The sequence below is a fragment of the Nocardiopsis eucommiae genome, assembly GCF_965344335.1.
GTDB lineage: Bacteria > Actinomycetota > Actinomycetes > Streptosporangiales > Streptosporangiaceae > Nocardiopsis > Nocardiopsis eucommiae.
Window position 1 is genome coordinate 54,510 of the sequence record NZ_CBDRIY010000026.1, and the last position, 22,844, is coordinate 77,353.

Below are 22,844 nucleotides of genomic sequence, written 5' to 3' on the forward strand. Positions count from 1 at the left end.
CGATCCTATGGCCTGATTCTTTCGGTTGTTGTCCTTCGGGTCACTGTCCGGCTCCGATCTGGAACGCGAGCCTGGTGTCATGGCTTCCAGGACCGACCCATCCCGCCGTCCGCGCACCGCCCGGACCCCGCGCCGACACGCCCCCGTCCACCGTGCCTGGGTGATCGCCCTCGTGGCGGGGCTGACCATCGTGGCCGCCGCGTCCTTCGCGGCCGTACCGGGGCTCCTCGTGGAACCCCTGCACACCGAGTACCGGTGGTCGCGCGGCGCGATCGGGCTGGCCGCCTCGGTCAACATGCTCCTCTACGGGCTGGTGGCGCCGTTCGCGGCGGCGCTGATGGACCGCTTCGGCCTCCGCCGGGTCGCCGTGGCCGCGCTCGGCGCGGTCGTGGTCGGCGCCGGGCTGACCACGGTGATGACCGCGCCCTGGCAACTGACCCTCCTCTGGGGGCTGCTCGTCGGCGCGGGCACCGGCTCGCTGGCGATGACCTTCGCCGCGACCGTCACGCACCGCTGGTTCACGGAGCGGCGCGGCCTGGTGGTCGGCGCGCTGACCGGGGCGAGCGCCTTCGGTCAGCTGGTCTTCCTGCCCGCGCTGGCGTGGATCGTGGACCACCAGGGGTGGCGTCCGGCCGTGGTGACGTTGACCCTGACCGCCGCCGCGACGGCGCTCCTCGTGGCCCTGGTCCTGCGCGACCACCCCGCCGACCTGGGGCTGCGCCCCTACGGCGCCACGGAGGACGTGCCCAGGCCCGAGCCGGAGCGCGGGGCCGCGCGGCGCACGGTCCGGGTCCTGTTCGCGTCGGTGCGGGACCGCCGGTTCTGGGTGGTCGCGGCGACGTTCGCGGTGTGCGGGGCCAGCACCAACGGACTCCTGTGGACCCACTTCGTCCCCGCCGCTCGGGACCACGGCATGGCGGTGACGACGGCCGCCGCGCTGGTCTCGCTGGTCGGTGTGTTCTCCCTGGCGGGCACCGTGCTGTCCGGCTGGCTCACCGACCGGGTCGACCCCCGCCACCTGCTGGCCCTCTACTACGGCGGCCGCGCGCTGCTGTTGGTGGCGCTGCCCGCGCTCCTCGGCCCGGAGGCCGGGGTCGCGATCGTCGCCTTCGTGGTGGTCTTCGGCCTCCTGGACGTGGCGACCGTGCCGCCGACCATCCTGCTGTGCCGCCGGATCTTCGGGGTGGACGGAGCGGTCGTCTTCGGGTGGGTGGGGGCGGCCCACCAGGCGGGAGCGGGCGCCATGGCGGCCCTCGGCGGCCTCACCCGGGACCTGACCGGCGGCTACGGCGCGGTGTGGATGGTCGCGGCGGCGCTGTGCGCGACGGCCGTGCCGCTCGCCCTCCGGATCGCGCGCGGGGAGGAGGGATGACCGTGCCGAGCACCGTCACGGACGCGCCCCGGCGCCCCTCCGTCCCGTTCGCCCTGGTCCTGCTGCTCCTGGCGGCGGCCCTGGCCCACGTGGGGCTGTCCGCGCTCGACCAGGGGTTGAGGGCCGCGCGCGGCGAGGGGGCGCCGGGGGTGTTCACCGCCGCCGACCTCACCTGTGTCCGGCACCCCGGGCACACGTCGTGCGCCTGCCACGGGAGCTTCGTCCCGGACTCCGGTGGTGCGCCCCGGAGCGTCGACCTGCACGCCGCCGGTGCCGGGACCTGCCTGGTGGGGGAGCCGGTCCCCGCGACGGACGCGGGTGCCGCGCACCGCGTGTACGGCCCGGACGGCTCCCGCGAGTGGCTGTTCGCCCTGGCCCTGCTCGGCATCTCCCTGGCCGCGCCCGTGGGCCAGGCCCTGCTGTGGACCCGGTGGCTCCGGGGCCGTTCACGCCCTACCCCTGCTGGTCGCCCGCCCCCGCGGTGAGCGCGGCGAGGAGCGGACCAACGGTCGATGGTGGTGCGTACGTGGGCGTTCGGGGGCGTTCGGGGCGCGCGCCGTTATTGTTGCTGGCATGACCGAAGACCGTCGGCGGGCTCCGCTGAGCAGCGACCTCGCGCAACGCGTGGTCGACCTCATCGCGCCGACCATCAGCCACAACATCAACGTGATGGACGAGCACGGCACGATCATCGCGTGCATGGACCCCTCACGGGTCGGCAGCCTGCACCACGGGGCCCAGCGGGTCATCGCCGAACGGCGCAGCGTGCTGGTGACGGTCCCCGAGCCGGGGACCTCCGACCGCCCGGGCGCCAACGAACCCCTGGTGATCGACGGTGAACTGCGCGGGGTCGTCGGGGTCACCGGCAACCCGAGGGAGGTCGAGGACCTGGCCCGGGTGGTCGCGCTCACCGTGCAGCTGCTCATCGCCCAGGAGTACGAGCAGGACGCGGTGAGCAGGCGGCACACCGAGGGCCGCGATCTCGTGGCGGCGCTGAGCTCGGGCACGACCCGCTCGGACGACGCCCGGGCGCGGCTGGCGGCCTCCGGGCTCCCCGCGCCGTGGTCGCTGGCGCTGTGGGCGTCCGCCACCCCGAGGCCGGGCGGCGGGGTCGCTCCCCCGCAGCTGGCCGAGGCCGCCGCCGCCAGGGTGAACGGCGTCAGCGGGCGGCGGGCGGCCGTCCTGCACGGGGCGCTCTGGATCATCGTCACCGGCCGCCTCCCCGCCGCCGACTCCCTGGAGCTTCCCCCGGACAGCCGCCACACGCGCACCCCGCCCACCGAGGACGTGGACACGTTGATGGCCCACGCCGAGGAGTCGCGCGCGCTGTGCCGGTACGCGGGGCTGATCCCCAGCATCGAGCGCGCCGAACCGTGGTCGCGGGAGATCGCCGTGGCCGTGGCCCACCTGTCCCGGCGGACCCTCACCCGCATGGCGGCCCGGACCGCGCCCCTCAGCGCGGCGCAGCGCCGGACCGTCTCCGCGATGGCCTCGGCCGTGTCCATGCGCGAGGCCGCCGACACCGTCTTCGTGCACCGCAACACACTCCTCCAGCGCGTGGACCGCGTCCGGGAGGCGACGGGCCTGGACATCCGGAGGCCCGATGACCTGACCACAGTGCACATGTGCCTGTACGCGGAGGCAGCACTGGGCATTTCGCCCATAGTTCCCCGATAAAGCCGCAGGAAGTCTGGGCGCTACACCGTCGAAATGCACCGAATCCGATTCTATGATCTCGCTCATGTCCACCGAGTTGCATGAGCATGACGAGACCGTTGACGCGCCCCCAGCCGTCCGGGTCGTGGTGATCCCCGATTCCTTCAAGGGGAGCGCCTCCGCCGTCGAGGTCGCGGAGGCCATGGCCCACGGCGTCCGCGACGCGTACGCCGACCACGGCCTTCCCGTGTCCGTGACCACCCTGCCCTTCGCCGACGGCGGCGAGGGAACCCTCGACGCCCTGCTCGGCGCCTGGGGCACGGAACCCCTCACGGTGGACACCACCGACGCGCTGGGCCGCCCCACCGTGGCACGCTTCGGTGTCTCCCCTGACGGCACCACCGGTGTGATCGAGGCAGCCGAGGCCAACGGCCTCCCCGGCGTGGCCGACGTCCCCCTCCAGGCGCGCACCGCCAGCAGCCGAGGGGTCGGGCGGCTGGTCACCGAGCTCCTGGACCGGGGCGTGGCGGAGATCCTCCTCTGCATCGGGGGCTCGGCCTCCACCGACGGCGGCACCGGCATGCTCAGCGCGCTCGGCGTGCGCTTCCTCGCCGCCGACGGCTCCGAGCTCCCCGACGGGGGCGGCCGCCTCGACGAGCTCTCCTCCCTCGACCTGGACCGGCTGGACCCGCGCGCCCGCTCCGTCCGCTGGCGGGTGGCGTGCGACGTCACCAACCCGCTGGTCGGCCCCCAGGGCGCCGCCGCCGTCTTCGGTCCGCAGAAGGGCGCCGATCCCGAGGACGTGCGCGTCCTCGACGCGGGCCTGGACCGGCTGGCCGAGGTCCTGGCCAGGAGCACCGGCGAGAACCTGCGGCACGTGCCCGGCATGGGCGCGGCGGGCGGCATGCCCGTCACGCTCACGGCCCTGCTCGGAGCCGAGGTCCTGCCCGGTTCCCGGATGGTCGCCGAGGTCCTGGGCGCCGAGGAGCTGCTCTCCCGCGCCGACCTCGTGCTCACCGGCGAGGGCCGCTTCGACAGTCAGTCCCTGGGTGGGAAGGTCGTCGACGCGGTCCGCCGCCTCACCCCAGAAAACGTGCCCGTCGTGGTGATCGCCGGAAGTGTCTCCGTCGGCCCCGACGAGCTCCGCCGCTCCGGGATCACGGCGGCGTTCTCGATCGCCCAGGGGCCCCGGACCCTGGCCGAGATGCGGGACGAGGCCGTCTCCGCCATCACCTGGACAGCGTTCAACTGCTGTCGCATCCTCCCTCACCGTCCAGGCCGACCCGACTCGGCCAGCCCTAAGGAACAACTTCCGTGATTAACCTCGCCATCCTCCTCCTGCTCGTGGTGGGCATCGTGCTCGCCACCGCCAGGTGGAAGATCAGCCCCTTCCTGGCACTGATGGGCGCCGCCGTCCTGGGCGCCTTCCTGTACCGGATGCCACTGGCCGAGATCGTTCCGACCATCACCGAGTCGTTCGGTGGCACCCTCGGCAACATCGGTCTGGTCATCCTCTTCGGCACGATGATCGGCGTGATCCTGGAGCGCTCCGGCGCCGCGATCGCGATGGCCGAGGGTCTGATCAAGATCCTGGGCACCCGGTTCCCGAACCTGACGATGTCCCTCATCGGCTACATCGTCTCCATCCCGGTGTTCTGCGACTCCGGCTACGTCATCCTGAACTCGCTGCGCAAGGCCATCACCGTGCGCACCGGGGTCTCCGCCCTGGCCACCTCGATCGCGCTGATGACCGGTCTGTACGCCACGCACACCCTGGTCCCGCCGACCCCGGGTCCGCTGGCCGCCGCCGAGAACATCGGTGTCACCAACAACCTCGGCATGATCATCGCCATCGGTCTGCCGGTCGCCGCCGTGGCCGCCGTCGCCGGTCTGATCTTCGCGAGCCTGCACTCCCGCAAGGAGTTCACGCCGCTGCCCGCCGAGACCGAGACCGACATCTCGGGGCAGTCCTACGAGGAGCTGCGCGCGAGTTACGGCCGCCTGCCCAACGGGTTCCTGGCGTTCTTCCCGATCCTGCTCCCGCTGGTGCTCATCTGCGTCGGCTCGGTCGTGAAGCTGCCGTCCCAGCCCATCGGCGACGGCACCCTGTTCGACGTCGTCGCGTTCGTCGGCACCCCGGTGATCGCGCTCGCGCTCGGCCTGCTCTCCTCCGTGATGCTGCTGCGCGGCCACGGCAAGCTCGCCCGCTTCAACGAGCAGATCTACGACTCGGTCCGCCTGGCCGGTCCGATCCTGCTCATCACGGGTGCCGGTGCCGCCTTCGGTGGCGTGCTGGCCGCCTCCCCGCTGACCGACTTCCTGTCGGACAACCTGAGCGGCCTGGGCCTGGGCCTCGCGGTGCCGTTCCTGATCGCGGCCGCCCTCAAGACCGCCCAGGGCTCCTCGACGGTGGCGATCGTGAGCACGTCCGCGATGCTCGCGCCCATGCTCGGCACGCTGGGTCTGGACTCGACGGAGGGCATGGTCCTCGCGGTGCTGGCGATCGGCGCCGGCGCGATGGTCGTCTCGCACGCCAACGACTCCTACTTCTGGGTCGTCTCGCAGCTGAGCCGTATCCCGGTCGCGACCGCGTACCGGACGCTCACGCTGGCCACCGCCATCGAGGGTCTCGCCGCCTTCGTCACCATCTGGGTGATCAGCCTGTTCCTGCTGTAGACCGCCTCGGCGGAGCTGGCCGGGTGCAGGCGGTCAGACCGAGAGGGGCCCGGGTGGACGTTCGGCGTCCACCCGGGCCCCTCCGTGTGTTCCGGTCCGGATCAGCGGCGGGTCCGGCGCAGGCAGGAGACGACGTCCCACACGCTGAGGGCGATCACCGCGACGGCGAGCGGGAGGGGCGCCACCGACCAGTCGGTGGCCACACCGAAGACCGCGCCGAACCGCTCGGGGAGATCGGGGACGATCAGCTGTTCCCGGAGCAGCAGCCACACGGTGACGATCGCCCAGGTGGCGCTGGCCAGCACGTGGCCGACCGCGAGGGCCGGTGTCCAGCGGCCGCTCCTCCACACCGCGAGGGCCAGGACGATCTCGACCACCAGCGGGCCCACCAGGAGCACCACCCAGGGCAGGGCGAGGTCCGGGTCGAGGACCTGCACCTGCCGTGCGGGGTCCGCGACGCCGAGGAACTGCCAGGTCAGCAGGGCGATCACCAGTGCCGTGAAGGCCACGTGGAACAGGGTCTCCGCCACCCCGACCCTGGCGCCGGGAGACTCCTCCGGCAGCTGACCGGTGTCCCAGGCGGTCACGGGCCGGTCCCGCGCCTCGGCCGGGCGCGTCCTCTCGATGACCGCGTAGACGAGGGTCACCCAGAAGCAGACGTGCACCGTGACGGCGATCGCGGCCACGAGCGGTCCCAGGACGACGTCGCCGGGGTCGCCGGAGGCGGACACGAACCGTTCCGCGAGTGCCAGGGCGAGCGTGAGCGGCAGCAGGACCGCCAGGAGGCCCCGGAGGAGGCGGACGTACTCCGGGTACACGCCCGGGCCAACGAGGTACCGGGGCCGGTCCCCGTACTCGCGGGCGAGCAGGTCCGGGTCGCCCAGTTCGGTGAGCGCCTCCCGTTCGGCGTGTTCCGGGTCCGCCCCGGCGTCGATCCTGGCCTCGACCGAGTCCTGGATGGAGCCGCGCAGTTCCCGGGCCACGTCCGGCCCGGTGTCGGGCCCCAGGTGGCGGGTGACGGACCAGACGTAGCGGTCCGTGAGGGTGGATGCGGTACCGCGTTCACTCATGGTGTTCCCCTTGTCCGAGGGCGCGGATCGCGTCGTCCAGCACCCGCCACTCCCGTGTCATCCGCTCCAGCACCGCGAGGCCGTCCGCGCTGACCTGGTAGAACTTGCGCGGACGGGCCTCCTCGGTGTTCCACTCGCTGGTCAGCAGCCCCTGTTTCTCCAACCGCCGCAGCAGCGGGTAGAGGGTGTTGCCGTCCACCGGGAACCCGCTCTTCTCCAGGGTCTCCAGCAGGGCGTAGCCGTAGTGGGGCCGCTCCAACGTGGAGAGGCAGGCCAGTACGACCGTGCCCCTCCGCAGTTCCTGGAGGTGTCCGGCCAGGAGCTCGTCGTCCTTCATGCGTCACACGATAGTGTGCCTCACACACTATCGTCAATCACACAGGCGAAGAGGACCCGGACGACGGGCGCACGGGATCACGACGCCGCCCCCGCCTCCGATCCCACGAGGGCGCGCATGCCCTCGACGAGTCCGGTGCCGTCGGGCACCCCGTCCGGATCAACCAGGAACAGGGCCATCGTGCCCGGCACCATGGTGAGCAGCAGCGAGCCGAGTCCGCGCTCCTGCTCCGCCGTGACCTCCTCCTCGGGGACGTCGAGCACCAGCGCGACGAGCGCGCGCCGGGCCAGCGCGTGCCCCTGGACCAGCCGCGCCCGCAGCTCGGGCTGGCGCTCCAGGTGCACCAGCGCCTCGAAGTTGGCGGCCACCATGGTCCGCGCCTCGGGGTACGCGCGGGCGAGCTGGTTCATCGTCTCCTCGAAGCGGCCCAGCGGCGTGGTCCGCTCGGGCCGCAGGGTTCCCAGGACCCGCTCCGTCCACTCACCGACGGCCTCGATCATCGCGGCGGTGAGCAGGGCCTCCTTCGAGCCGTAGTGGTAGCCGATCGACGCCAGGTTGGCCCCGGAGGCGGCCACGACGTCCCGGGCGGTGGTGCGGGCGTACCCCTTTTCGTAGAGGCACCGCTTGGCCCCTTCGAGCAGCTGTTCCTTGTGTCCCATAGCTGGATCCTAGTCATTTTCCATACGAGCGTCTTGTACGAACGTCATATACATACGTATGATCACGCCATGGAGATCACGAGACTGGACCAGGGACGGGAGGGCGACGCCGCCTCCCTCCTCGCCCGCGCCATGGACCTCGACCCGGTGAGCGTCTGGCTCTTCCCCGACCCCGAGGGCCGGGCCCGCGCGCTCCCGCTGGTCACACGGTCCTTCGTCGACCGGGCCATGGCCACCGACCGGGTGCTGGTGGACTCCTCCGGCGACGCCGTGTCCGCCTGGATCCGCGAGGACGGGACCGGCCACGGCGCGCCCCGGGACGAGGACCCCCCGGAGGAGTTCGCCCCCTACGCGGAGCGGCTCGCCGCCATGGACGAGCTCGCGTCCTCACGGCACCCGGCCGGACCGCACCTGTACCTGCCGATGATCGGCGTCCTCGACCGGGCGCGCGGGCGGGGCGTCGGGAGCGCCATGCTCCGCCAGCGCCTCCGCGACGCCGACCTGCCCGTCTACCTGGAGGCGAGCTCGACCCGGAGCCGGGACCTCTACCTCCGCCACGGCTTCACGCCCTTCGGTGACCCCGTCCACTTCCCCGACGGCCCGCCGATGTTCCCGATGCTGCACACGCCCCGATGACCCCCACGACCACTGGAGCGCCCATGAGGGCCTACACGCACGCCACCGTCATCGACGCCACCGGAGCCCCGCCGCGCCCCGACCACACGGTGCTGGTCCGGGACGGCGTGATCACGACCGTCGCCCCCGCCTCCGTCACCCCGGTCCCCGAGGGTGCCGAGGTCGTCGACCTCACCGGCCGGTACCTGATCCCCGGCCTCACCGACGCGCACACCCACAGCAACGGCGCCGACCGCGTCATCCCCGCCCTGTACGTCCTCAACGGCGTCACCGCCGTGCGGGAGATGTGGGGCTCCGACGAGGTGCGGCGGCTCCGCGACCGCGTGGAGGCGGGCGACCTGCTCGGCCCGCGCTGGACCGTGGCCGGGAGCCTGATCGACGGCGCGCCCTCCCTCTGGGACGACGCCCCCAACCCCGAGCCGCCGACCGTCGTCGCCCACGCCCGGGAGGCGCGGCGGGCGGTCCACGAGTCCCGCGACGCGGGGGCCGACTTCGTCAAGGTCTACTCCCGGCTCGACGCCGAGTGCTACCACGCGATCCTCGACGAGGCCCGACGCGTCGGCATCCCCGTGGCCGGGCACCGCTCCGACCACGTGCCCTTCGTGGAGCAGATCGAGTCGGGGCAGCGCTCCTTCGAGCACGTCCACGGCCTCTGGCCCGCGCTCTCGCGGAACCCGGAGGCGATGGAGGCGGCGATGGACCGGATCCGCATCGAACCCGACACCTACTACTCCAGCTGGTTCCACCAGGTCACCGAGGTCGAGTGGGAGGCCGCCAACACCCTGGGCCCGGCCGAGTCGGCCTCCGTGTTCGCCCGGATGTCCGCCAACGAGGTCGCCTACTGCCCCACCCTCGTCATGCACCGGGCCCTCGACCTGCCCGAGCGGGTGCGGCTGACCGACCCCCGCCTGCGGTACATGCCGCCGGACACCACCGCCCTGTGGGAGTACGTGCTGGAGGCGATGTACCTGAAGGGGCGCGGGGCGGAGGAGTCGGCGCGGCGCCGCGTGCTGTTCGAGCTGCGCCGGGCCGCCGTCGCCGCGATGGACGACGCCGGGGTCCGTCTGCTCGCCGGGACCGACCCGCAGACCCCGGGCGTCCTGCCGGGGTTCGGACTGCACGAGGAACTGGAGCTGATGGTGGGGGCCGGGCTCTCCCCCCTGCGCGCGCTCCAGACCGCCACCGTCGAACCGGCGCGGTTCCTCGGACGCGAGTCGTGGTCGGGCACGGTCGAACCGGGCCGGGTCGCCGACCTGCTGGTCCTGGACGCCGACCCGCTGGCGGACATCCGCAACACCACCCGGATCCACGCCGTGGTGATCCGGGGCCGCCACATCGGCCCCGAGGAGCGCGCGACCCTGCTGGCCGGGGTCGAGACGGCCGCCGCCGAGGGATGACCCGCGAGGTCGGGGCCCCCGGGCACCGGCCCCGACCTCCTCCGCCACCGAGGCCGCCGCCCTGGGCCCCGGACCGACGCCGGAAAAGGAGTGTGCGTGCCGTGAAGGGTGTGACAGGTTGGGCGCATGCCTGACTACCGCCGCGACCTTCTGCGCGACCAGTACGACCTGACCTGGGCGCTCTTCGAGTACCACCTGGAGCGCATGGAGCCCGAGGACTACCTCTGGGAGCCCGCCGAGCTCTGCTGGACACTGCGCCGAGGGCCCGGCGGCATGTGGACCCCGGACTGGGCCGACAGCGAGCCGGACCCGGTGCCGGTGCCCACCATCGCCTGGCTGACCTGGCACATCGGCTGGTGGTGGACGGTCACCCTCGACCACACCCTGGGCCGCACCCCGCAGGACCGCGCCGAGATCCGGTGGCCCGGCGAGGAGGGTGCCGCCGACTGGCTGCGCGGCATGGGGCTGGACTGGATCGACGCCCTGTCCGAGATGGACCTGGACCAGCCCGCCTCGTTCCCGTGGCAGGGGGCGGAGGGGAAGACCAACGCGCACACGGCCGCGTGGGTCAACTCCGAGCTGATGAAGAACGTCTCCGAGGTCGGGCAGCTGCGCCTGCTCCGCGCCGCCGCCCGCCGCTAGGCGACTTCCGGAGCCTTCTCCCTGTCCTCGGGGACGTCCTCGGAGGCGTCCAGCCGGGTGCGGCGCAGCAGCCACAGCACGGCGAGCCCGGTCGGGGCGAGCAGGGCCACCCCGAGGCCGTACCCGGTCTGCACCGCCGTGGTGAAGGCCCCGAAGGCCGCGTCCAGGAGCTGCCGCGACTGGTCCGCCGGGAGGCCCTCAGCCACGCCCACGGCACCGCCGACGCTCTCCCCTGCCGCCTCCAGCCCGGGTCCGGGAATCCCGTCGAGACCGGCGCCGTCGAGACCACGCCGGTAGACGACCGCCGCCATGCTGCCCAGGAGGGCCATGCTGAGCGCTCCGCCGAGGCCGCCCGCCACGTCGGACATCGCCGCCGCCGACCCGGCCCTGCTGACCGGGGCGCTCACCACGATGAGGTTCACGCCGAGGGTGAAGAGCGGCCCGAGCGCCAGGGCCATGACGGTGGCGGCGGAGATCAGCGCGGCGACGCCGACCTGGCCCACCATGAGGGCGAGCGCCCCGCCCGCGACCGAGGCCACGAGCAGACCGCCTCCCATGGCGGCGGAGGGCCGCATCCACCGGGTGAGCAGGGGCGCGCCCAGGCCGCCGACGATGGAGGCCAGCGCGGGCACGACCATCAGCGCACCGGTCTCGGCGGGTGAGAGGCCGAGTGCGGTCTGGAGGTACTGGACCAGCAGCATGTCCGCCGCGCCGTAGCCCAGGAGCATCAGCAGCAGGGCGCCGAGGGAGACCGTGAACGCGGGGGTCGCGAACAGGCGCATGTCCATGAGGGGTTCGGGCAGGCGCAGCTGTCTGCGGACGAACAGCGCGCCGAGCACCAGCCCGGCGACGACCGGGAGAAGGTAGGGCCACACCGCGCCGTCGGATCCGGAGGCGCTCCGGTCCGCGATCTCCTGGAGCCCGAAGACCACGGCGATGATCGCGCCCATGGACAGGGCCACGCTGGGCAGGTCCATGCTCCCCTCCACCCGCTCCCGGCCCGCGGGCAGCAGGGGCGTGGCCAGCAGCAGGAGCGCGGCGACCGGGACGTTGATCAGGAAGACGGCGCCCCAGGAGAAGTGTGCGAGGAGCACTCCGCCCAGCGGCGGCCCCAGGGCCATCCCGCCGGAGAAGGAGCTCATGACCACCGCGACGGCCACGGAGAACTGGCGGGCGTCGGTGAAGACGACCCTGAGCAGCCCGAAGATGCTCGGTGACATCGTCGCCGCCGCCGTCCCCATGAGGGCGCGCATCGCGATGAGGACCTCGGGGGTGGGAGCGAAGGCCGCGACGAGGGACGCCAGCCCGTAGACGGCCACTCCGCCCATGAGCAGGCGTCGGCGCCCGACCCTGCGGCCCAGCCAGCCCATGGTGAGCGCCAGGCTGACCCCGACGAACTCCCCCGCGTGCAGGACCCACAGCATCTGGGTGCTGCCCGGGGACAGGTCGGCGGCGATCGCGGGCAGCGCCATGAACAGCACGGACATGTCGGTGGCGGCCATCAGCAGGGGGAGCGTCATCACGGCGAGCGCCGTCCAGTCCCGCCAGGTCGCGCGTCGGGGGGCTTGGGTGTTCACGTGTCCTCCGGGTTCGGTCCCATGCGGCCGACCCTAGAACCTCAACCAATGTTCAGTTCAACCCCGCACCCTCCGCCCCCACGGTTGAGGCTCCGCGCGACCGGGTAGTCCCACCTGTGTCCGAGCAGGTCAGGCTAGTCGCGAACCCCGAGGGGTCACGGCGGTCTCGGGGGGCGAACCATGGGTGTCGAACGCGGTCTCGACGGACTCCGGAAGGTCCTGGACGGACTCGGGTTCCCCCTGACCCGGGACGAGGCGGTCGCGGCGGCCTTGGACGCGGGCGCCGACGAGGAGATCGTGAGCGCCCTGCGGGCCATGCCGAACGCCGAGTACAACGAGGCCAAGGAGATCCTGGCCGCCGTCCCGCTGCCCGAGCGCGAACCGGGGTCGCACACCGAGTCCGCGCGGTCCCGGGAACGCGGCCCGCACTAGCCCGACCTGAAAACGCAGGTCAAGGGCGTGCAAGACTGAGGTCAACCTCTCAAAAGGGACTCCCCAGTACATTTCAAATAGTGGTTAGGTTAGGCTCTCCTTCATCACTGGAACCTGGAGGAGAACCACCATGAAGTCCCCCGGCCGCCCCGTCACGGCGCTCTCACTCATCCTCGCGTCGTCCCTGGTCATCGCGGGTTGCTCCGCGGACGCCCAGGACACCGACGACTCCTCCGCCGCCGGGGGCGCCACGATCGAGGTCGAGGACAACAACGGCACCCAGACGGTGAACTCCCCCGCCGCGTCCGTGGTCGCCCTCGACAACCGGACCTTCGAGACCCTCTCCGACTGGGACGTCGAGCTCTCCGCCGCCGCCGTATCGCTCATGCCCGACACCATCGGCTACACGCGGGACGACTCGATCATCGACATCGGCACGCACAACGAGCCCGACCTGGAGGCGATCGTCGCCGCCGAGCCGGACCTCGTCGTCAACGGCCAGCGCTTCACCCAGCACCAGGACGACATCGCCTCGCTGGTGCCGGACGCCACCATCCTGGACCTCGACCCGCGCGAGGGCGAGCCCTTCGACGCCGAGCTCAAGCGGCAGGTCACCGCCCTCGGTGAGGTCTTCGACAAGCAGGACGAGGCGGCCCAGCTCGTCGAGGACCTCGACGCCGCCGTCGAGCGCGTCCAGGCGGCCTACGACGAGGACCAGACCGTCATGGCCGTCACCACCTCCGGCGGCGAGATCGGCTACCTCGCGCCGAGCGTCGGCCGCACCCTCGGCCCGGCCTTCGACATCCTCGGTCTCACCCCCGCGCTGGAGGTCGACGGCGCCAGCGACGACCACCAGGGCGACGACATCTCCGTCGAGGCCATCGCCGACTCCGACCCCGACTGGATCCTCGTGATGGACCGCGACGCCGCCGTCGCCGCGGACGAGTCCGGGTACGAGACCGCCGAGAACATCCTGTCGAGCTCCGAGGCGCTCTCCGGCGTGTCCGCCGTCAAGGACGAGCAGATCGTCCACATGCCCGTGGACACCTACACCAACGAGGGCATCCAGACCTACACCGAGTTCTTCAACGCGTTCGCGGACGCCCTGGAGGCTCGGGCTTGATCCCGCTCGCCCCCGGGGCACGCGCCGACGTCACCACGCACGTCGGCGCGTGCCCCCGTGAACGGCACCGGCGCTCCGGGGGTGGCCGGACGTGACGACCGCGACCCCGCCCCCGTCGCGCACCCGGCACAAGGGACGGCTGTTCGACTGGAGGCTGCTGGTCGGCGTCGCCGTCGTGGGAGCCCTCCTCGCGCTGTCGCTGGCCACCGGCGTGTACGACATCCGCGGCGCCGACGACGGCGGCGAGATGTTCGCGATCACCCGGATCCCGCGCACCGTCGCCCTCGTGCTCGCGGGCGCGGCCATGGCCATGTCCGGTCTGGTCATGCAGCTGCTGACCCAGAACCGCTTCGTCGAGCCGACCACCACCGGGACCACCGAGTGGGCGGGCCTCGGTCTGCTCACGGTGATGATCCTGCTGCCGGGCGCGAGCATCGGCACCCGCATGGCCGGGGCGATCCTCGCGGCGTTCGTCGGCACGATGGTGTTCTTCCTCTTCCTGCGCCGCGTCACCCTGCGCTCCTCCCTGATCGTCCCCATCGTGGGCATCATGCTCGGCGCCGTCGTCAGTTCGGTGTCCACCTTCGTCGCCCTCCGCACCGACATGCTCCAGAACCTCGGCGTGTGGTTCGCGGGCAGTTTCACGTCGGTCCTGCGCGGACAGTACGAGCCACTGTGGATCGTGGGCGTGGTGGCCGTCGCGGTGTTCGTCGTCGCGGACCGCTTCACCGTCGCCGGGCTGGGCGAGGAGATCTCCACCAACGTCGGCCTGAACCACAACCGGGTCGTCCTGCTCGGCACCACCCTCATCGCGGTGGCGACCGGCGTGGTGACCGTGGTGGTGGGCAACCTGCCCTTCCTCGGGCTCATCGTCCCCAACATCGTCTCGATGTTCCGCGGCGACGACCTGCGCGGGAACCTGCCGTGGGTGTGCCTGCTCGGAATCGGCATCGTCACGGTGTGCGACCTGGTCGGCCGGACCATCGTCATGCCCTTCGAGGTGCCCGTGTCCCTCATCCTCGGTGTCGTCGGCGCCGTGGTGTTCATCCTTCTCCTGTTGAGGCAGCGCCGCCGTGGCTGAGTCGACCGTTCCCCGGATACGGACCTCCCGGACCCTGCCCACCCCGCGCGCCCGCCTCCGCTACCGGATCGTCGTCTCGACCCTCGTGGTCCTCGCGGTCGGCTTCACCTTCGGCCTGCTGGCCTGGGACAACCCGATGCCGGTGGGATCGGACGGGTTCTGGCGCATCGCGGAGCTGCGGGCCACCAACGTGGTGGTCATGGCCGTGGTGGCGATCTGCCAGGCCATCGCCACGGTGAGCTTCCAGACCGTGACCAACAACCGCATCATCACCCCGTCGATCATGGGGTTCGAGGCTCTCTACGTCGCGGTCCAGACCTCGGCGGTGTACTTCCTGGGCGTCGCGGGCGTCCTCGCCGTCAAGGGCCTCCCGCAGTTCGTCCTCCAGATCGCGCTGATGGTCGGCTTCGCGATGCTGCTGTACGGCTGGCTGCTGTCCGGCCGCTACGGCAACCTCCAGGTGATGCTGCTCATCGGCATCGTGGTCGGCGGCGGACTCGCCTCGGTCTCCACGTTCATGCAGCGCCTGCTCACCCCCAGCGAGTTCGACGTGCTGGCCGCCCGGCTGTTCGGCAACGTCTCCAACGCCGACGCCGCGTACCTGCCGGTGGCGATCCCGCTGTGCCTGGTGGCCGCGACCCTGCTGGTCCTGGGTTCTCGGCGGCTGAACATCGTGGCGCTGGGCCGGGACGCCTGCACCGGGCTCGGCCTGAACCACCGGCGCGAGACCATGCGGGTGCTCTTCCTGGTGTCGGTGCTCATGGCGGTCTCCACCGCGCTCGTGGGCCCGATGACCTTCCTCGGCTTCCTCGTCGCGACCCTGGCCTACCAGTTCGCCGACACGTACGACCACCGGTACGTGTTCCCGGTCGCCGCGCTGACCTGCTTCGTGGTCCTCAGCGGCGCCTACTTCGTCATGCGGAACGTCTTCTACGCCAACGGGGTGGTCTCGATCATCATCGAGTTCGTCGGCGGCCTGGTGTTCCTGTTCGTCATCCTCAGAAAGGGCCGGCTGTGATCACCCTCGAAGGCGTGCGCAAGGAGTACGGGGGCGAGGTGACGATCGGCCCCGTGGACCTGGAGATCCCCCGGGGCGGCGTGACCGCCCTGGTGGGGCCGAACGGCGCCGGGAAGTCCACCCTGCTCACCATGGTGGGGCGGCTGCTCGGCCTCGACGCGGGCACCATCGAGGTCGCCGGGTACGACGTGACGAGGACGCCCTCCAAGGACCTGGCCAAGATCGTCTCCGTGCTGCGCCAGGAGAACCACTTCATCACCCGGCTGACGGTGCGCCAGCTCGTCGCGTTCGGCCGCTTCCCCCACTCCAAGGGGCGGCTGACCGTGGCCGACGAGGAGGTGATCAGCCGCGCGATCGACTTCCTGGACCTCACCGAGCTGGAGGACCGCTACCTCGACCAGCTCTCGGGCGGCCAGCGCCAGCGCGCGTACGTGGCGATGGTGCTGTGCCAGGAAACCGAGTACGTGCTGCTCGACGAGCCGCTGAACAACCTCGACATGCGCCACTCGGTGCAGATGATGAAGCACCTGCGCCGGGCGGCGGCCGAGCTCGACCGCACGATCGTGATCGTGCTGCACGACATCAACTTCGCCGGGCACTACGCGGACCACATCTGCGCCGTCAAGGACGGCGCGGTCGTGGAGTTCGGCACCCCGGCGGAGATCATGACCGACGACGTCCTCACCCGGGTCTTCGACACCCCGGTGACCGTCGTCGACGGCCCCAACGGACCGCTCGCCGTCTACTACTGATCCCGGGATACTGGGGTGGTGAGCACCCCTCCGGCCGAAGTGACCGTCACCCCCGACCTCGTCCGCCAGCTCCTGCGGGAGCAGCACCCCGACCTCGCGGAACTCCCGATCGCGCCCGTCTCCCACGGCTGGGACAACACCCTCCTCACCCTGGGGGAGCACCTGTGCGTGCGCATGCCGCGGAGGGAGGCCGCGGCCGCGCTGGTCGTGAACGAGCAGCGGTGGCTGCCCGGGATCGCCCAACGGGTGGGCGTCCCCGTCCCGGTGCCCGTGCGGGTGGGCCGCCCCGGGCACGGCTACCCCTGGCACTGGTCGGTCGTCCCGTGGTTCGAGGGCCGCACCGCCGCCGAGGTCCCGGTGGAGGAGCGCTCCGACCTGGTCGAACCCCTCGCGCTGTTCCTCTCCCGGCTGCACGTGCCCGCCCCGGACGACGCGCCCCGCAACCCGGTCCGGGGGGTGCCCCTGCGCGACCGCGACACTCGGGTGCGCGAACGCCTGGCCGCCAGCCCCGACCCCCGCGCCCCGGACCTGCTCGCCCTGTGGGAGGAGCTGCTCCCGACCCCCGAGTGGTCCGGTCCGGCGCTCTGGCTGCACGGCGACCCGCACCCCGCCAACCTCCTGGTCGGATCGGCCGCGCACACGCGTGAACGGGGCCGCCTCGACCTCGTCGCGGTCCTGGACTTCGGCGACCTCACCTCCGGTGACCCCGCCTCCGACCTCGCCGCCGCCTGGCTGGCGTTCGGCCCCGAGGACCGCGCCCGGCTGCGCGCCGCCCTGGACCGCCGCCGGGGGATCGACCCCCACACCTGGGACCGGGCGCGCGCGTGGGCGCTCCTGTACGCCACCCTGCTGTGCGCCAGCGCCCCGGAGCACCCGCTCCTGGGCGCCATCGGGGAACACACGGTCCTCCAGTTGCTGCACACGTAGACGGGCCGGGCCCCGGTCCGAGCGGGGTGCTGGTCGGTGCGGCTCCGACGGAGGCGCACAATGGTCCGAAACCCACCCGGACCCGACAGGTGATGATCGTGAGCAGACCAGGACCGACCGTGAAGTCCCTGATAGAGGCGTTGGAGGGCCCGGTCCACGGGCTGGTCTCGGCGCCCCGGGGGCTGGACGCCCTGGTGCGCTCCGTCGTGGTGGCCCACCCCGACGATCCGGTGCCCCCGGGTTCCCTGGTCGTCGCTCCCGCCGGTGGCACCGAGGCCCTCGCCCTCGCCCGCCGGGCCGTGCGGGGCGGGGCGAGCGCCGTCGCCGTGCCCGGGTCGCCCGACGACGGGCTGCGCGACCTCGACCTCGCCGTGCTCTCCGTCGACCCCGCCCTGGACGCCGCCGAGTTCGCCGCCCTCGCCCGTACCGCGCTTGACTCCTTCGACCCCGAGGACCGGCACCGGGACCTGTTCTCCCTCGCCCAGACCGTCGCGACGCTGACCGGCGGGATCGTGAGCATCGAGGACGGCGCGAACCGGGTGCTGGCCTACTCTGCCTCCCACGAGGGCGCCGACGAGCTGCGTCAGCAGACCATCCTCGGCCGCGACTGCCCCGCGTCCTTCGTCGCGCACCTGCGCGCGTGGGGCGTGGACGAGCGCATTCGCGCCGGTGAGGTCGTCGAGGTCGCGGAACGCCCCGACCTCGGCGCCTCCCGCAGGAGGGTGGTGGGCATCCGGGCCGGGGAACGGCCGCTCGGCAGCATCTGGGTCCAGCAGGTCGACCGTCCCCTCTCCCCCACCAGCGACCAGGTGCTCCGGGGCGCGGCACGCCTGGCCGCCGTCCACGTCTCCCGCGCGAACAGCGGGGCCCGCGCCACCGGCCACGACACCGTGGAACTGTCCGTGGGGCTGCTGACCGGCGCCTTCGACACCGACGCGCTCGCCCGGCACCTGGGCGTCGACCCGGCCACGCCCGTGTCGGTGATCGCCCTGGCCCTGCGGGAGGAGGAGGTGGACCAGCCGTGGCGGCTGCACCAGGCCGCCGAGGTGGTCTCGGTCTACGCGGCCGCCTACCGCAGGAACGCGCTGGTCATCCCGGCCTGCGGCCTGCTCTACGTCCTGCTGCCCACGCCCTCGGGGCAGGCGCCGCTCACGTGGGTGCGGGAGCTGGTGGCGATGCTGCGTCAGCACCTCGGCACCCCGGTGCAGGGTTCCGTGGCGGGGGTGGCGCCCCGGATGCGCGGGGTACCCGCGCTGAAGAAGCACGCGAGCCGCGTCCTGGAGGTCATCGCCGACGACCCGGACCGGCTGGTCGCCGACTACGAGGAGACGCGCTCCTCGGTGGTGCTCCGGGAGGTGGTCGAGTACCTCGCGGAGCGCCCCCACCTGCGCGACGAACGGCTGGACTCCCTCGACGACGACCAGCGCAGGTCGCTGTCGGCCTACCTGGACGCCTTCGGTGACGTGACCAGCGCGGCGACCGGTCTGCACGTCCACCCCAACACCCTCCGCCACCGCATCCGACGGATCTGCGCGCTCACCGGGCTCAACCTGGACGACGCCGACCAGCGGCTCCTGGCGTCGGTCAGCCTGCGGGTGTGAGCGGGCGGCGGGTCGCGGTCCGGCCGCTCCCGGGTCTCCCCGAGATCACGGCCGACCTGCGGCGATCCTCGTGCGGGCCCGGGTTGTCGCGGCCGACACCGCTCCGCCCGGCTTGTCGTCGGTTCGGACAACGGTGACCGGCGCCACCCGCTCCTAGGCTCCAGGCCGTACTCACGGGCCCCGCCGTCCGCCCGTGGAAACCGTCCCCGTCTGGAGCCCCGTCCATGAGTCCCGAGAGCACGAGCGCGTCCGACGCGCAGGCCCGCCCGCCCAGGGCCAAGGTCCTGGTGGCCAGCCTGACCGGAAGCACGATCGAGTGGTTCGACTTCTTCCTCTACGGCACGGCCGCCGCACTGGTCTTCAACAAGCTCTTCTTCCCCTCGGACGACCCGCTCGTCTCGTTGATGCTGTCGTACCTGACCTTCTCGCTGACGTTCTTCATCCGACCGCTCGGCGGCGTCCTGTTCTCGCACATCGGTGACCGGATCGGCCGGAAGAAGACGCTGATCATCACGCTGTCGCTCATGGGCGGCGCGACGATGCTCATCGGGCTGCTGCCCACCTACGACAGCATCGGGATCCTCGCGCCGGTCCTCCTGGTGTTCCTGCGGATCGTGCAGGGCCTGGGCATCGGCGGGGAGTGGGGCGGCGCGCTGCTGCTCGCCTACGAGTACGCGCCGAAGAACCGGCGCGGCTTCTTCGGTTCCGTTCCCCAGATGGGCATCACCTCCGGGATGCTGCTGGCCAGTCTGGCGCTGACCCTCATGTCGCTCATGCCCGACGACCAGTTCGAGACGTGGGGCTGGCGGGTCCCGTTCGTGGCCAGCGTCCTGCTGGTGCTGCTGGGTCTGTGGATCCGCTCCGGGATCGACGAGACCCCCACCTTCCGCCAGGCCAAGGAGGAGGGGAACGTCGCCAAACTGCCCGTCGCGGAGACCTTCCGCCACCACTGGCGCGCGGTGCTCGTCGCGGTGGGCGCGAAGATCGTGGAGACCGCGCCGTTCTACGTCTTCGGCACCTTCGTGGTCAGCTACGCGACCGGGACCCTGAGCTTCGACAACACGACCGCCCTCAACGCGGTGACCATCGGCGCGGTCGTGGCGACCGTGTGCATCCCGCTCGCCGGGCGGCTCTCCGACACCTTCGGCCGCCAACGCGTCTACCTGGTCGGCGCCGCCGCCCTGGGACTGTTCACCGCCCCGTACTTCCTGATGCTGGGGACCGGCAGCAATCTCATGCTGATCCTGGCCACCGTGATCGGCCTGGGTGTCCTGTGGGCGCCCGTGACCGCCACCATCGGCACCCTGAGCTCGGAGATCTTCTCCACGCGCGTGCGCTACACGGGGGTGACCCTCGGCTACCAGATCGGTGCGGCGCTCGCGGGCGGCACCGCGCCGCTGATCGCGACCTGGCTGCTGTCCCGGTTCGACGACTCGTGGGTGCCGATCGCCGTGTACCTCAGCCTCACTGCCGTCGTCTCGATCGTCGCGGTGTCCTTCGCCCACCGGATCTCCGACGTGGAGGACCGCCAGCCGACCCGCGGGGCGGACTCCGGAGTCTGACCGTCCGGGGAGGGCGGCCGTACCCGGCGCCGCCCTCTCGCCGGAATGTCGTACCCGGGAGCGAGCATGGGGTCCCGGCTTCCCCCACAGAGGAGATCCCATGTCCTTCCAGGCCTACCTGGACACCATCGAGGACCGGACCGGGCTGGTGCCCCGCGCCCTCGTCGACCTCGCGAGGGAGAAGGGTTACGACGACCCCTCGGTGAAGGCGGGCACCATCATCGCGTGGCTGGCCGAGGACTACGGCCTGGGCCGGGGCCACGCGATGGCCCTGGTGCACGTGATCAGGAAGGGCCCGACCATCGACGCCAGGCACGTGGGCACCTCCGGCAGCCACCGGGACGCCTCGGCCGTGCTCTGGCTCGACGGGAAGGCGACCAACCCGCACCGGGGCTGAGGAGGTCAGGGCGTGACGATCGCGAAGTCGGGGTCGGGCCGCTCCAGCACCTCCATGACCCGCCGGACCGCGTCGAGGTCCCCGTCATGGTCGATCCCGTCCGTGTCCCCGTACGCGAGCAGGCCCAGGAGCTGGGCCTTGGTCAGGCGCAGGGTCAGGTCCGTGGTCCCGTCACCCTCCCCCGCGGTGGGCCAGTGGACGAAGACACCGTTGGACACCTCGGTCCGGTAGGTCTCCCCCAGGTCGGTGATGTTCCAGTCGATGACCACCGACAACGCGGCGGCCCGGAGGCCGTCCACCCGGATGGACACGGTGTCGAAGAGCTGGGTGACGGTGAGCATGGCGGCCATGCCGGAAGCGGCGAGCCCCGTGTGCGCCACGCCCCCGCGCAGTTCGCTCGCCCCGGTCAGGTAGCAGTTGCGCCAGGTGGCGTTCTCGGCACCCTCCCCGAGCCGCTGGAACACGGAGGCGAGGAGCTCCCGCGCCCCGGCGTGCGCGGGATCCGCGAACACCGCGTGCCGCAACAGCTGGGCGGCGAAGCGCGGGTCACCGTCGTCCGCGTACGCGCGCGCCCTGGCCACCACGGTGTCCGTCCCGCCGATGGTGTCCACGTACCGCCGGGCGCTCTCCACCGGCGGGTGCTCCCAGAGGGAGGCGGGGTTGCCGTCGTACCAGCCCAGGTAGCGCTGGTAGATCGCCTTCACGTTGTGGGAGAGCGAACCGTAGTAGCCACGGGTGCTCCAGGCCCGCTCCAGCCCCTCCGGCAGACGCAGCTCCTCCGCGATCTCGGGACCGGTGAGTCCCCGGTTGAGCAGGCGCAGGGTCTGGTCGTGCATGTACGCGTACAGGTCGCGCTGCTCGGACAGGTACCCCACGATCCGTTCGCGGCCCCAGGTCGGCCAGTGGTGGGAGGCGAACAGCACGTCCGCGCGGTCGGCGTACAGCTGGACGGCCTCGTTGAGGTAGCGGGACCACACCCGGGCGTCACGCACCACCGCGCCGCGCAGGGTGAGGACGTTGTGCATGGTGTGGGTGGCGTTCTCCGCCATGCACAGGGCCCGGTGGGCGGGCAGCAGGAAGTTCATCTCCGAGGGCGCCTCGGTCCCGGGCGTCAGTTGGAAGACGAAGCGAACCCCGTCCACCGTCTCCTCCTGGCCGGTGCGGGTGACGTCCACGGTGGGCGGCACCAGGCTGGGCGTCCCCGTGGACACCGCCGCCCCCAGCCCCATGCCGACGGCCCCGTCGGGCCCGACCCCCAGGTTGGCCCCCGAGTAGTACATGCCGCGCCGCAGCATGGCCGGGCCCGCGTACACGTTCTCCACCACGGAGTGCTCCAGGAAGCCCTCCGGCGCCAGGATGGGCACGTCGTCCCGCGCCGGGTCGATCACCCCGAGCGCGCCGCCGAAGTGGTCGATGTGCGAGTGCGTGTAGAGCAGCCCCGTCACGGGCCGCTCGCCCCGGTGTTCCCGGTAGAGGGCCAGGGCGGCCGCGGCGGTCTCCGCCGAGACGAGCGGGTCGACGACGACCACGCCGCGCTCGCCCTCGACCAGCGTCATGTTCGACAGGTCCAGGCCCCGGACCTGGTAGATCCCCGCGGCGACCTCGTACAGGCCCTGACGGGCGCACAGCCGGGCCTGGCGCCACAGGCTCGGGTGGACGGAGTCGGGGCGTTCGCCCTCCAGGAACCCGAAGGCGTCGCCGTCCCACACCACCCGGCCCCGGTCGTCGCGGACCACTCCGGGGACGAGCGCGCCGACGAACCCCCGGTCGGCGTCCCCGAAGTCCGTCCCGTCCTCGTACCCGGGCTCTGTCATGGCCGTCCCTCCGTCGGAGCACACCCGTGCGGTCGGGCCGACTGGCCCGACCTCCATGGTGGGAAGCGGACGCCCAACGGACCCTCGGTGCCGCGCCAACTCCGCGTCATGTTCC

22 protein-coding genes are annotated in these 22,844 nt (G+C 72.2%); 17 read left to right on the forward strand and 5 right to left on the reverse strand.

Annotated elements, in window-relative coordinates; translation table 11 throughout:
* The first annotated feature begins 79 nt into the window (after positions 1 to 79).
* The 5 genes from ACRWK8_RS17465 to ACRWK8_RS17485 all read left to right on the forward strand — a co-directional run bounded on the left by ACRWK8_RS17465 (position 80) and on the right by ACRWK8_RS17485 (position 5,704).
* Positions 80 to 1,372: an MFS transporter gene (locus ACRWK8_RS17465; RefSeq protein ID WP_431871542.1), complete on the forward strand. Its 1,293-nt coding sequence runs from the start codon at positions 80 to 82 to the stop codon at positions 1,370 to 1,372.
* Positions 1,369 to 1,857, forward strand: a complete 489-nt coding sequence (locus tag ACRWK8_RS17470; RefSeq protein ID WP_431871544.1) for a hypothetical protein — start codon at positions 1,369 to 1,371, stop codon at positions 1,855 to 1,857. Before ACRWK8_RS17465 ends, ACRWK8_RS17470 begins: the two co-directional genes overlap by 4 nt.
* A gap of 88 nt (positions 1,858 to 1,945) precedes the next feature.
* Entirely contained in the window at positions 1,946 to 3,049 is a 1,104-nt protein-coding gene (locus tag ACRWK8_RS17475) for a CdaR family transcriptional regulator (RefSeq protein ID WP_431871546.1), read from the forward strand.
* 52 nt (positions 3,050 to 3,101) lie between these two features.
* Positions 3,102 to 4,346 carry a glycerate kinase gene (locus ACRWK8_RS17480; protein ID WP_431871548.1) on the forward strand — a complete coding sequence of 415 codons (1,245 nt, stop codon included), beginning with the start codon at positions 3,102 to 3,104 and terminating at the stop codon, positions 4,344 to 4,346.
* Positions 4,343 to 5,704, forward strand: coding sequence for a GntP family permease (locus ACRWK8_RS17485; RefSeq protein ID WP_378736036.1), 1,362 nt, complete (start codon positions 4,343 to 4,345; stop codon positions 5,702 to 5,704). The genes ACRWK8_RS17480 and ACRWK8_RS17485 overlap by 4 nt, the downstream gene beginning before the upstream one ends.
* Before the next feature lie 101 nt (positions 5,705 to 5,805).
* Here ACRWK8_RS17485 and ACRWK8_RS17490 read toward each other — a convergent pair whose 3' ends face one another.
* The 3 genes from ACRWK8_RS17490 to ACRWK8_RS17500 form a co-directional block, all read right to left on the reverse strand.
* Entirely contained in the window at positions 5,806 to 6,774 is a 969-nt protein-coding gene (locus ACRWK8_RS17490; RefSeq protein WP_431871550.1) for a permease prefix domain 1-containing protein, read from the reverse strand.
* Positions 6,767 to 7,111, reverse strand: coding sequence for a PadR family transcriptional regulator (locus ACRWK8_RS17495; protein WP_431871552.1), 345 nt, complete (start codon positions 7,109 to 7,111; stop codon positions 6,767 to 6,769). Before ACRWK8_RS17495 ends, ACRWK8_RS17490 begins: the two co-directional genes overlap by 8 nt.
* A gap of 77 nt (positions 7,112 to 7,188) precedes the next feature.
* Positions 7,189 to 7,770 (reverse strand): TetR/AcrR family transcriptional regulator, encoded by a 582-nt coding sequence (locus ACRWK8_RS17500; RefSeq protein ID WP_378736031.1) that lies wholly within the window; start codon positions 7,768 to 7,770, stop codon positions 7,189 to 7,191.
* A gap of 69 nt (positions 7,771 to 7,839) precedes the next feature.
* Between ACRWK8_RS17500 and ACRWK8_RS17505 the strand changes: the two genes are divergently transcribed.
* From ACRWK8_RS17505 to ACRWK8_RS17515, 3 genes are all read left to right on the forward strand, one after another.
* Positions 7,840 to 8,406 carry a GNAT family N-acetyltransferase gene (locus ACRWK8_RS17505; protein ID WP_378736029.1) on the forward strand — a complete coding sequence of 189 codons (567 nt, stop codon included), beginning with the start codon at positions 7,840 to 7,842 and terminating at the stop codon, positions 8,404 to 8,406.
* Between the two features lie 23 nt (positions 8,407 to 8,429).
* Positions 8,430 to 9,803, forward strand: coding sequence for an amidohydrolase family protein (locus ACRWK8_RS17510; RefSeq protein WP_431871555.1), 1,374 nt, complete (start codon positions 8,430 to 8,432; stop codon positions 9,801 to 9,803).
* A gap of 126 nt (positions 9,804 to 9,929) precedes the next feature.
* The gene (locus ACRWK8_RS17515) at positions 9,930 to 10,445 is read left to right on the forward strand and encodes a DinB family protein (protein ID WP_431871557.1); all 516 of its coding nucleotides are present in this window, start codon (positions 9,930 to 9,932) and stop codon (positions 10,443 to 10,445) included.
* On the opposite strand, the gene ACRWK8_RS17520 is transcribed toward ACRWK8_RS17515, so the two are convergent.
* Positions 10,442 to 12,022, reverse strand: coding sequence for an MFS transporter (locus tag ACRWK8_RS17520; RefSeq protein WP_431871559.1), 1,581 nt, complete (start codon positions 12,020 to 12,022; stop codon positions 10,442 to 10,444). The two genes, ACRWK8_RS17515 and ACRWK8_RS17520, sit on opposite strands and share 4 nt — an antisense overlap.
* A gap of 180 nt (positions 12,023 to 12,202) precedes the next feature.
* On the opposite strand from ACRWK8_RS17520, the gene ACRWK8_RS17525 reads away from it, so the two are divergent.
* The 9 genes from ACRWK8_RS17525 to ACRWK8_RS17565 all read left to right on the forward strand — a co-directional run bounded on the left by ACRWK8_RS17525 (position 12,203) and on the right by ACRWK8_RS17565 (position 20,915).
* Entirely contained in the window at positions 12,203 to 12,454 is a 252-nt protein-coding gene (locus ACRWK8_RS17525) for a DUF2795 domain-containing protein (RefSeq protein WP_378736021.1), read from the forward strand.
* Positions 12,455 to 12,584: 130 nt separating this feature from the next.
* Positions 12,585 to 13,577 (forward strand): siderophore ABC transporter substrate-binding protein, encoded by a 993-nt coding sequence (locus ACRWK8_RS17530; protein WP_378736019.1) that lies wholly within the window; start codon positions 12,585 to 12,587, stop codon positions 13,575 to 13,577.
* 91 nt (positions 13,578 to 13,668) lie between these two features.
* Positions 13,669 to 14,658 (forward strand): ABC transporter permease, encoded by a 990-nt coding sequence (locus ACRWK8_RS17535; protein ID WP_431871562.1) that lies wholly within the window; start codon positions 13,669 to 13,671, stop codon positions 14,656 to 14,658.
* Positions 14,651 to 15,676 (forward strand): iron chelate uptake ABC transporter family permease subunit, encoded by a 1,026-nt coding sequence (locus tag ACRWK8_RS17540; RefSeq protein ID WP_431871564.1) that lies wholly within the window; start codon positions 14,651 to 14,653, stop codon positions 15,674 to 15,676. Before ACRWK8_RS17535 ends, ACRWK8_RS17540 begins: the two co-directional genes overlap by 8 nt.
* A complete protein-coding gene (locus tag ACRWK8_RS17545) occupies positions 15,673 to 16,428 on the forward strand; it encodes an iron ABC transporter ATP-binding protein (RefSeq protein WP_431871566.1) in 756 nt (251 codons plus the stop codon). The genes ACRWK8_RS17540 and ACRWK8_RS17545 overlap by 4 nt, the downstream gene beginning before the upstream one ends.
* Before the next feature lie 18 nt (positions 16,429 to 16,446).
* Complete coding sequence (locus ACRWK8_RS17550; RefSeq protein WP_431871568.1) at positions 16,447 to 17,355, forward strand: aminoglycoside phosphotransferase family protein; 909 nt, start codon at positions 16,447 to 16,449, stop codon at positions 17,353 to 17,355.
* A gap of 119 nt (positions 17,356 to 17,474) precedes the next feature.
* Positions 17,475 to 18,956, forward strand: a complete 1,482-nt coding sequence (locus ACRWK8_RS17555; RefSeq protein ID WP_431871570.1) for a PucR family transcriptional regulator — start codon at positions 17,475 to 17,477, stop codon at positions 18,954 to 18,956.
* A 224-nt stretch (positions 18,957 to 19,180) separates the two neighbouring features.
* Positions 19,181 to 20,518, forward strand: coding sequence for an MFS transporter (locus ACRWK8_RS17560; RefSeq protein ID WP_378736007.1), 1,338 nt, complete (start codon positions 19,181 to 19,183; stop codon positions 20,516 to 20,518).
* Between the two features lie 100 nt (positions 20,519 to 20,618).
* Positions 20,619 to 20,915, forward strand: coding sequence for a DUF4287 domain-containing protein (locus ACRWK8_RS17565; protein ID WP_378736005.1), 297 nt, complete (start codon positions 20,619 to 20,621; stop codon positions 20,913 to 20,915).
* A gap of 5 nt (positions 20,916 to 20,920) precedes the next feature.
* Here ACRWK8_RS17565 and ACRWK8_RS17570 read toward each other — a convergent pair whose 3' ends face one another.
* A complete protein-coding gene (locus ACRWK8_RS17570) occupies positions 20,921 to 22,729 on the reverse strand; it encodes an alkyl/aryl-sulfatase (protein WP_431871573.1) in 1,809 nt (602 codons plus the stop codon).
* Positions 22,730 to 22,844: the final 115 nt, after the last annotated feature.

Excerpts from the sequence above, each read along its gene's own strand:
- ACRWK8_RS17465 (WP_431871542.1), top strand. The coding sequence starts at position 80 with ATGGCTTCCAGGACCGACCCATCCCGCCGTCCGCGCACCGCCCGGACC.
- ACRWK8_RS17470 (WP_431871544.1), top strand. The coding sequence starts at position 1,369 with ATGACCGTGCCGAGCACCGTCACGGACGCGCCCCGGCGCCCCTCCGTC.
- ACRWK8_RS17475 (WP_431871546.1), top strand. The coding sequence starts at position 1,946 with ATGACCGAAGACCGTCGGCGGGCTCCGCTGAGCAGCGACCTCGCGCAA.
- ACRWK8_RS17480 (WP_431871548.1), top strand. The coding sequence starts at position 3,102 with ATGATCTCGCTCATGTCCACCGAGTTGCATGAGCATGACGAGACCGTT.
- ACRWK8_RS17490 (WP_431871550.1), bottom strand. The coding sequence starts at position 6,774 with ATGAGTGAACGCGGTACCGCATCCACCCTCACGGACCGCTACGTCTGG.
- ACRWK8_RS17495 (WP_431871552.1), bottom strand. The coding sequence starts at position 7,111 with ATGAAGGACGACGAGCTCCTGGCCGGACACCTCCAGGAACTGCGGAGG.
- ACRWK8_RS17500 (WP_378736031.1), bottom strand. The coding sequence starts at position 7,770 with ATGGGACACAAGGAACAGCTGCTCGAAGGGGCCAAGCGGTGCCTCTAC.
- ACRWK8_RS17505 (WP_378736029.1), top strand. The coding sequence starts at position 7,840 with ATGGAGATCACGAGACTGGACCAGGGACGGGAGGGCGACGCCGCCTCC.
- ACRWK8_RS17510 (WP_431871555.1), top strand. The coding sequence starts at position 8,430 with ATGAGGGCCTACACGCACGCCACCGTCATCGACGCCACCGGAGCCCCG.
- ACRWK8_RS17515 (WP_431871557.1), top strand. The coding sequence starts at position 9,930 with ATGCCTGACTACCGCCGCGACCTTCTGCGCGACCAGTACGACCTGACC.
- ACRWK8_RS17525 (WP_378736021.1), top strand. The coding sequence starts at position 12,203 with ATGGGTGTCGAACGCGGTCTCGACGGACTCCGGAAGGTCCTGGACGGA.
- ACRWK8_RS17530 (WP_378736019.1), top strand. The coding sequence starts at position 12,585 with ATGAAGTCCCCCGGCCGCCCCGTCACGGCGCTCTCACTCATCCTCGCG.
- ACRWK8_RS17560 (WP_378736007.1), top strand. The coding sequence starts at position 19,181 with ATGAGTCCCGAGAGCACGAGCGCGTCCGACGCGCAGGCCCGCCCGCCC.
- ACRWK8_RS17565 (WP_378736005.1), top strand. The coding sequence starts at position 20,619 with ATGTCCTTCCAGGCCTACCTGGACACCATCGAGGACCGGACCGGGCTG.
- ACRWK8_RS17570 (WP_431871573.1), bottom strand. The coding sequence starts at position 22,729 with ATGACAGAGCCCGGGTACGAGGACGGGACGGACTTCGGGGACGCCGAC.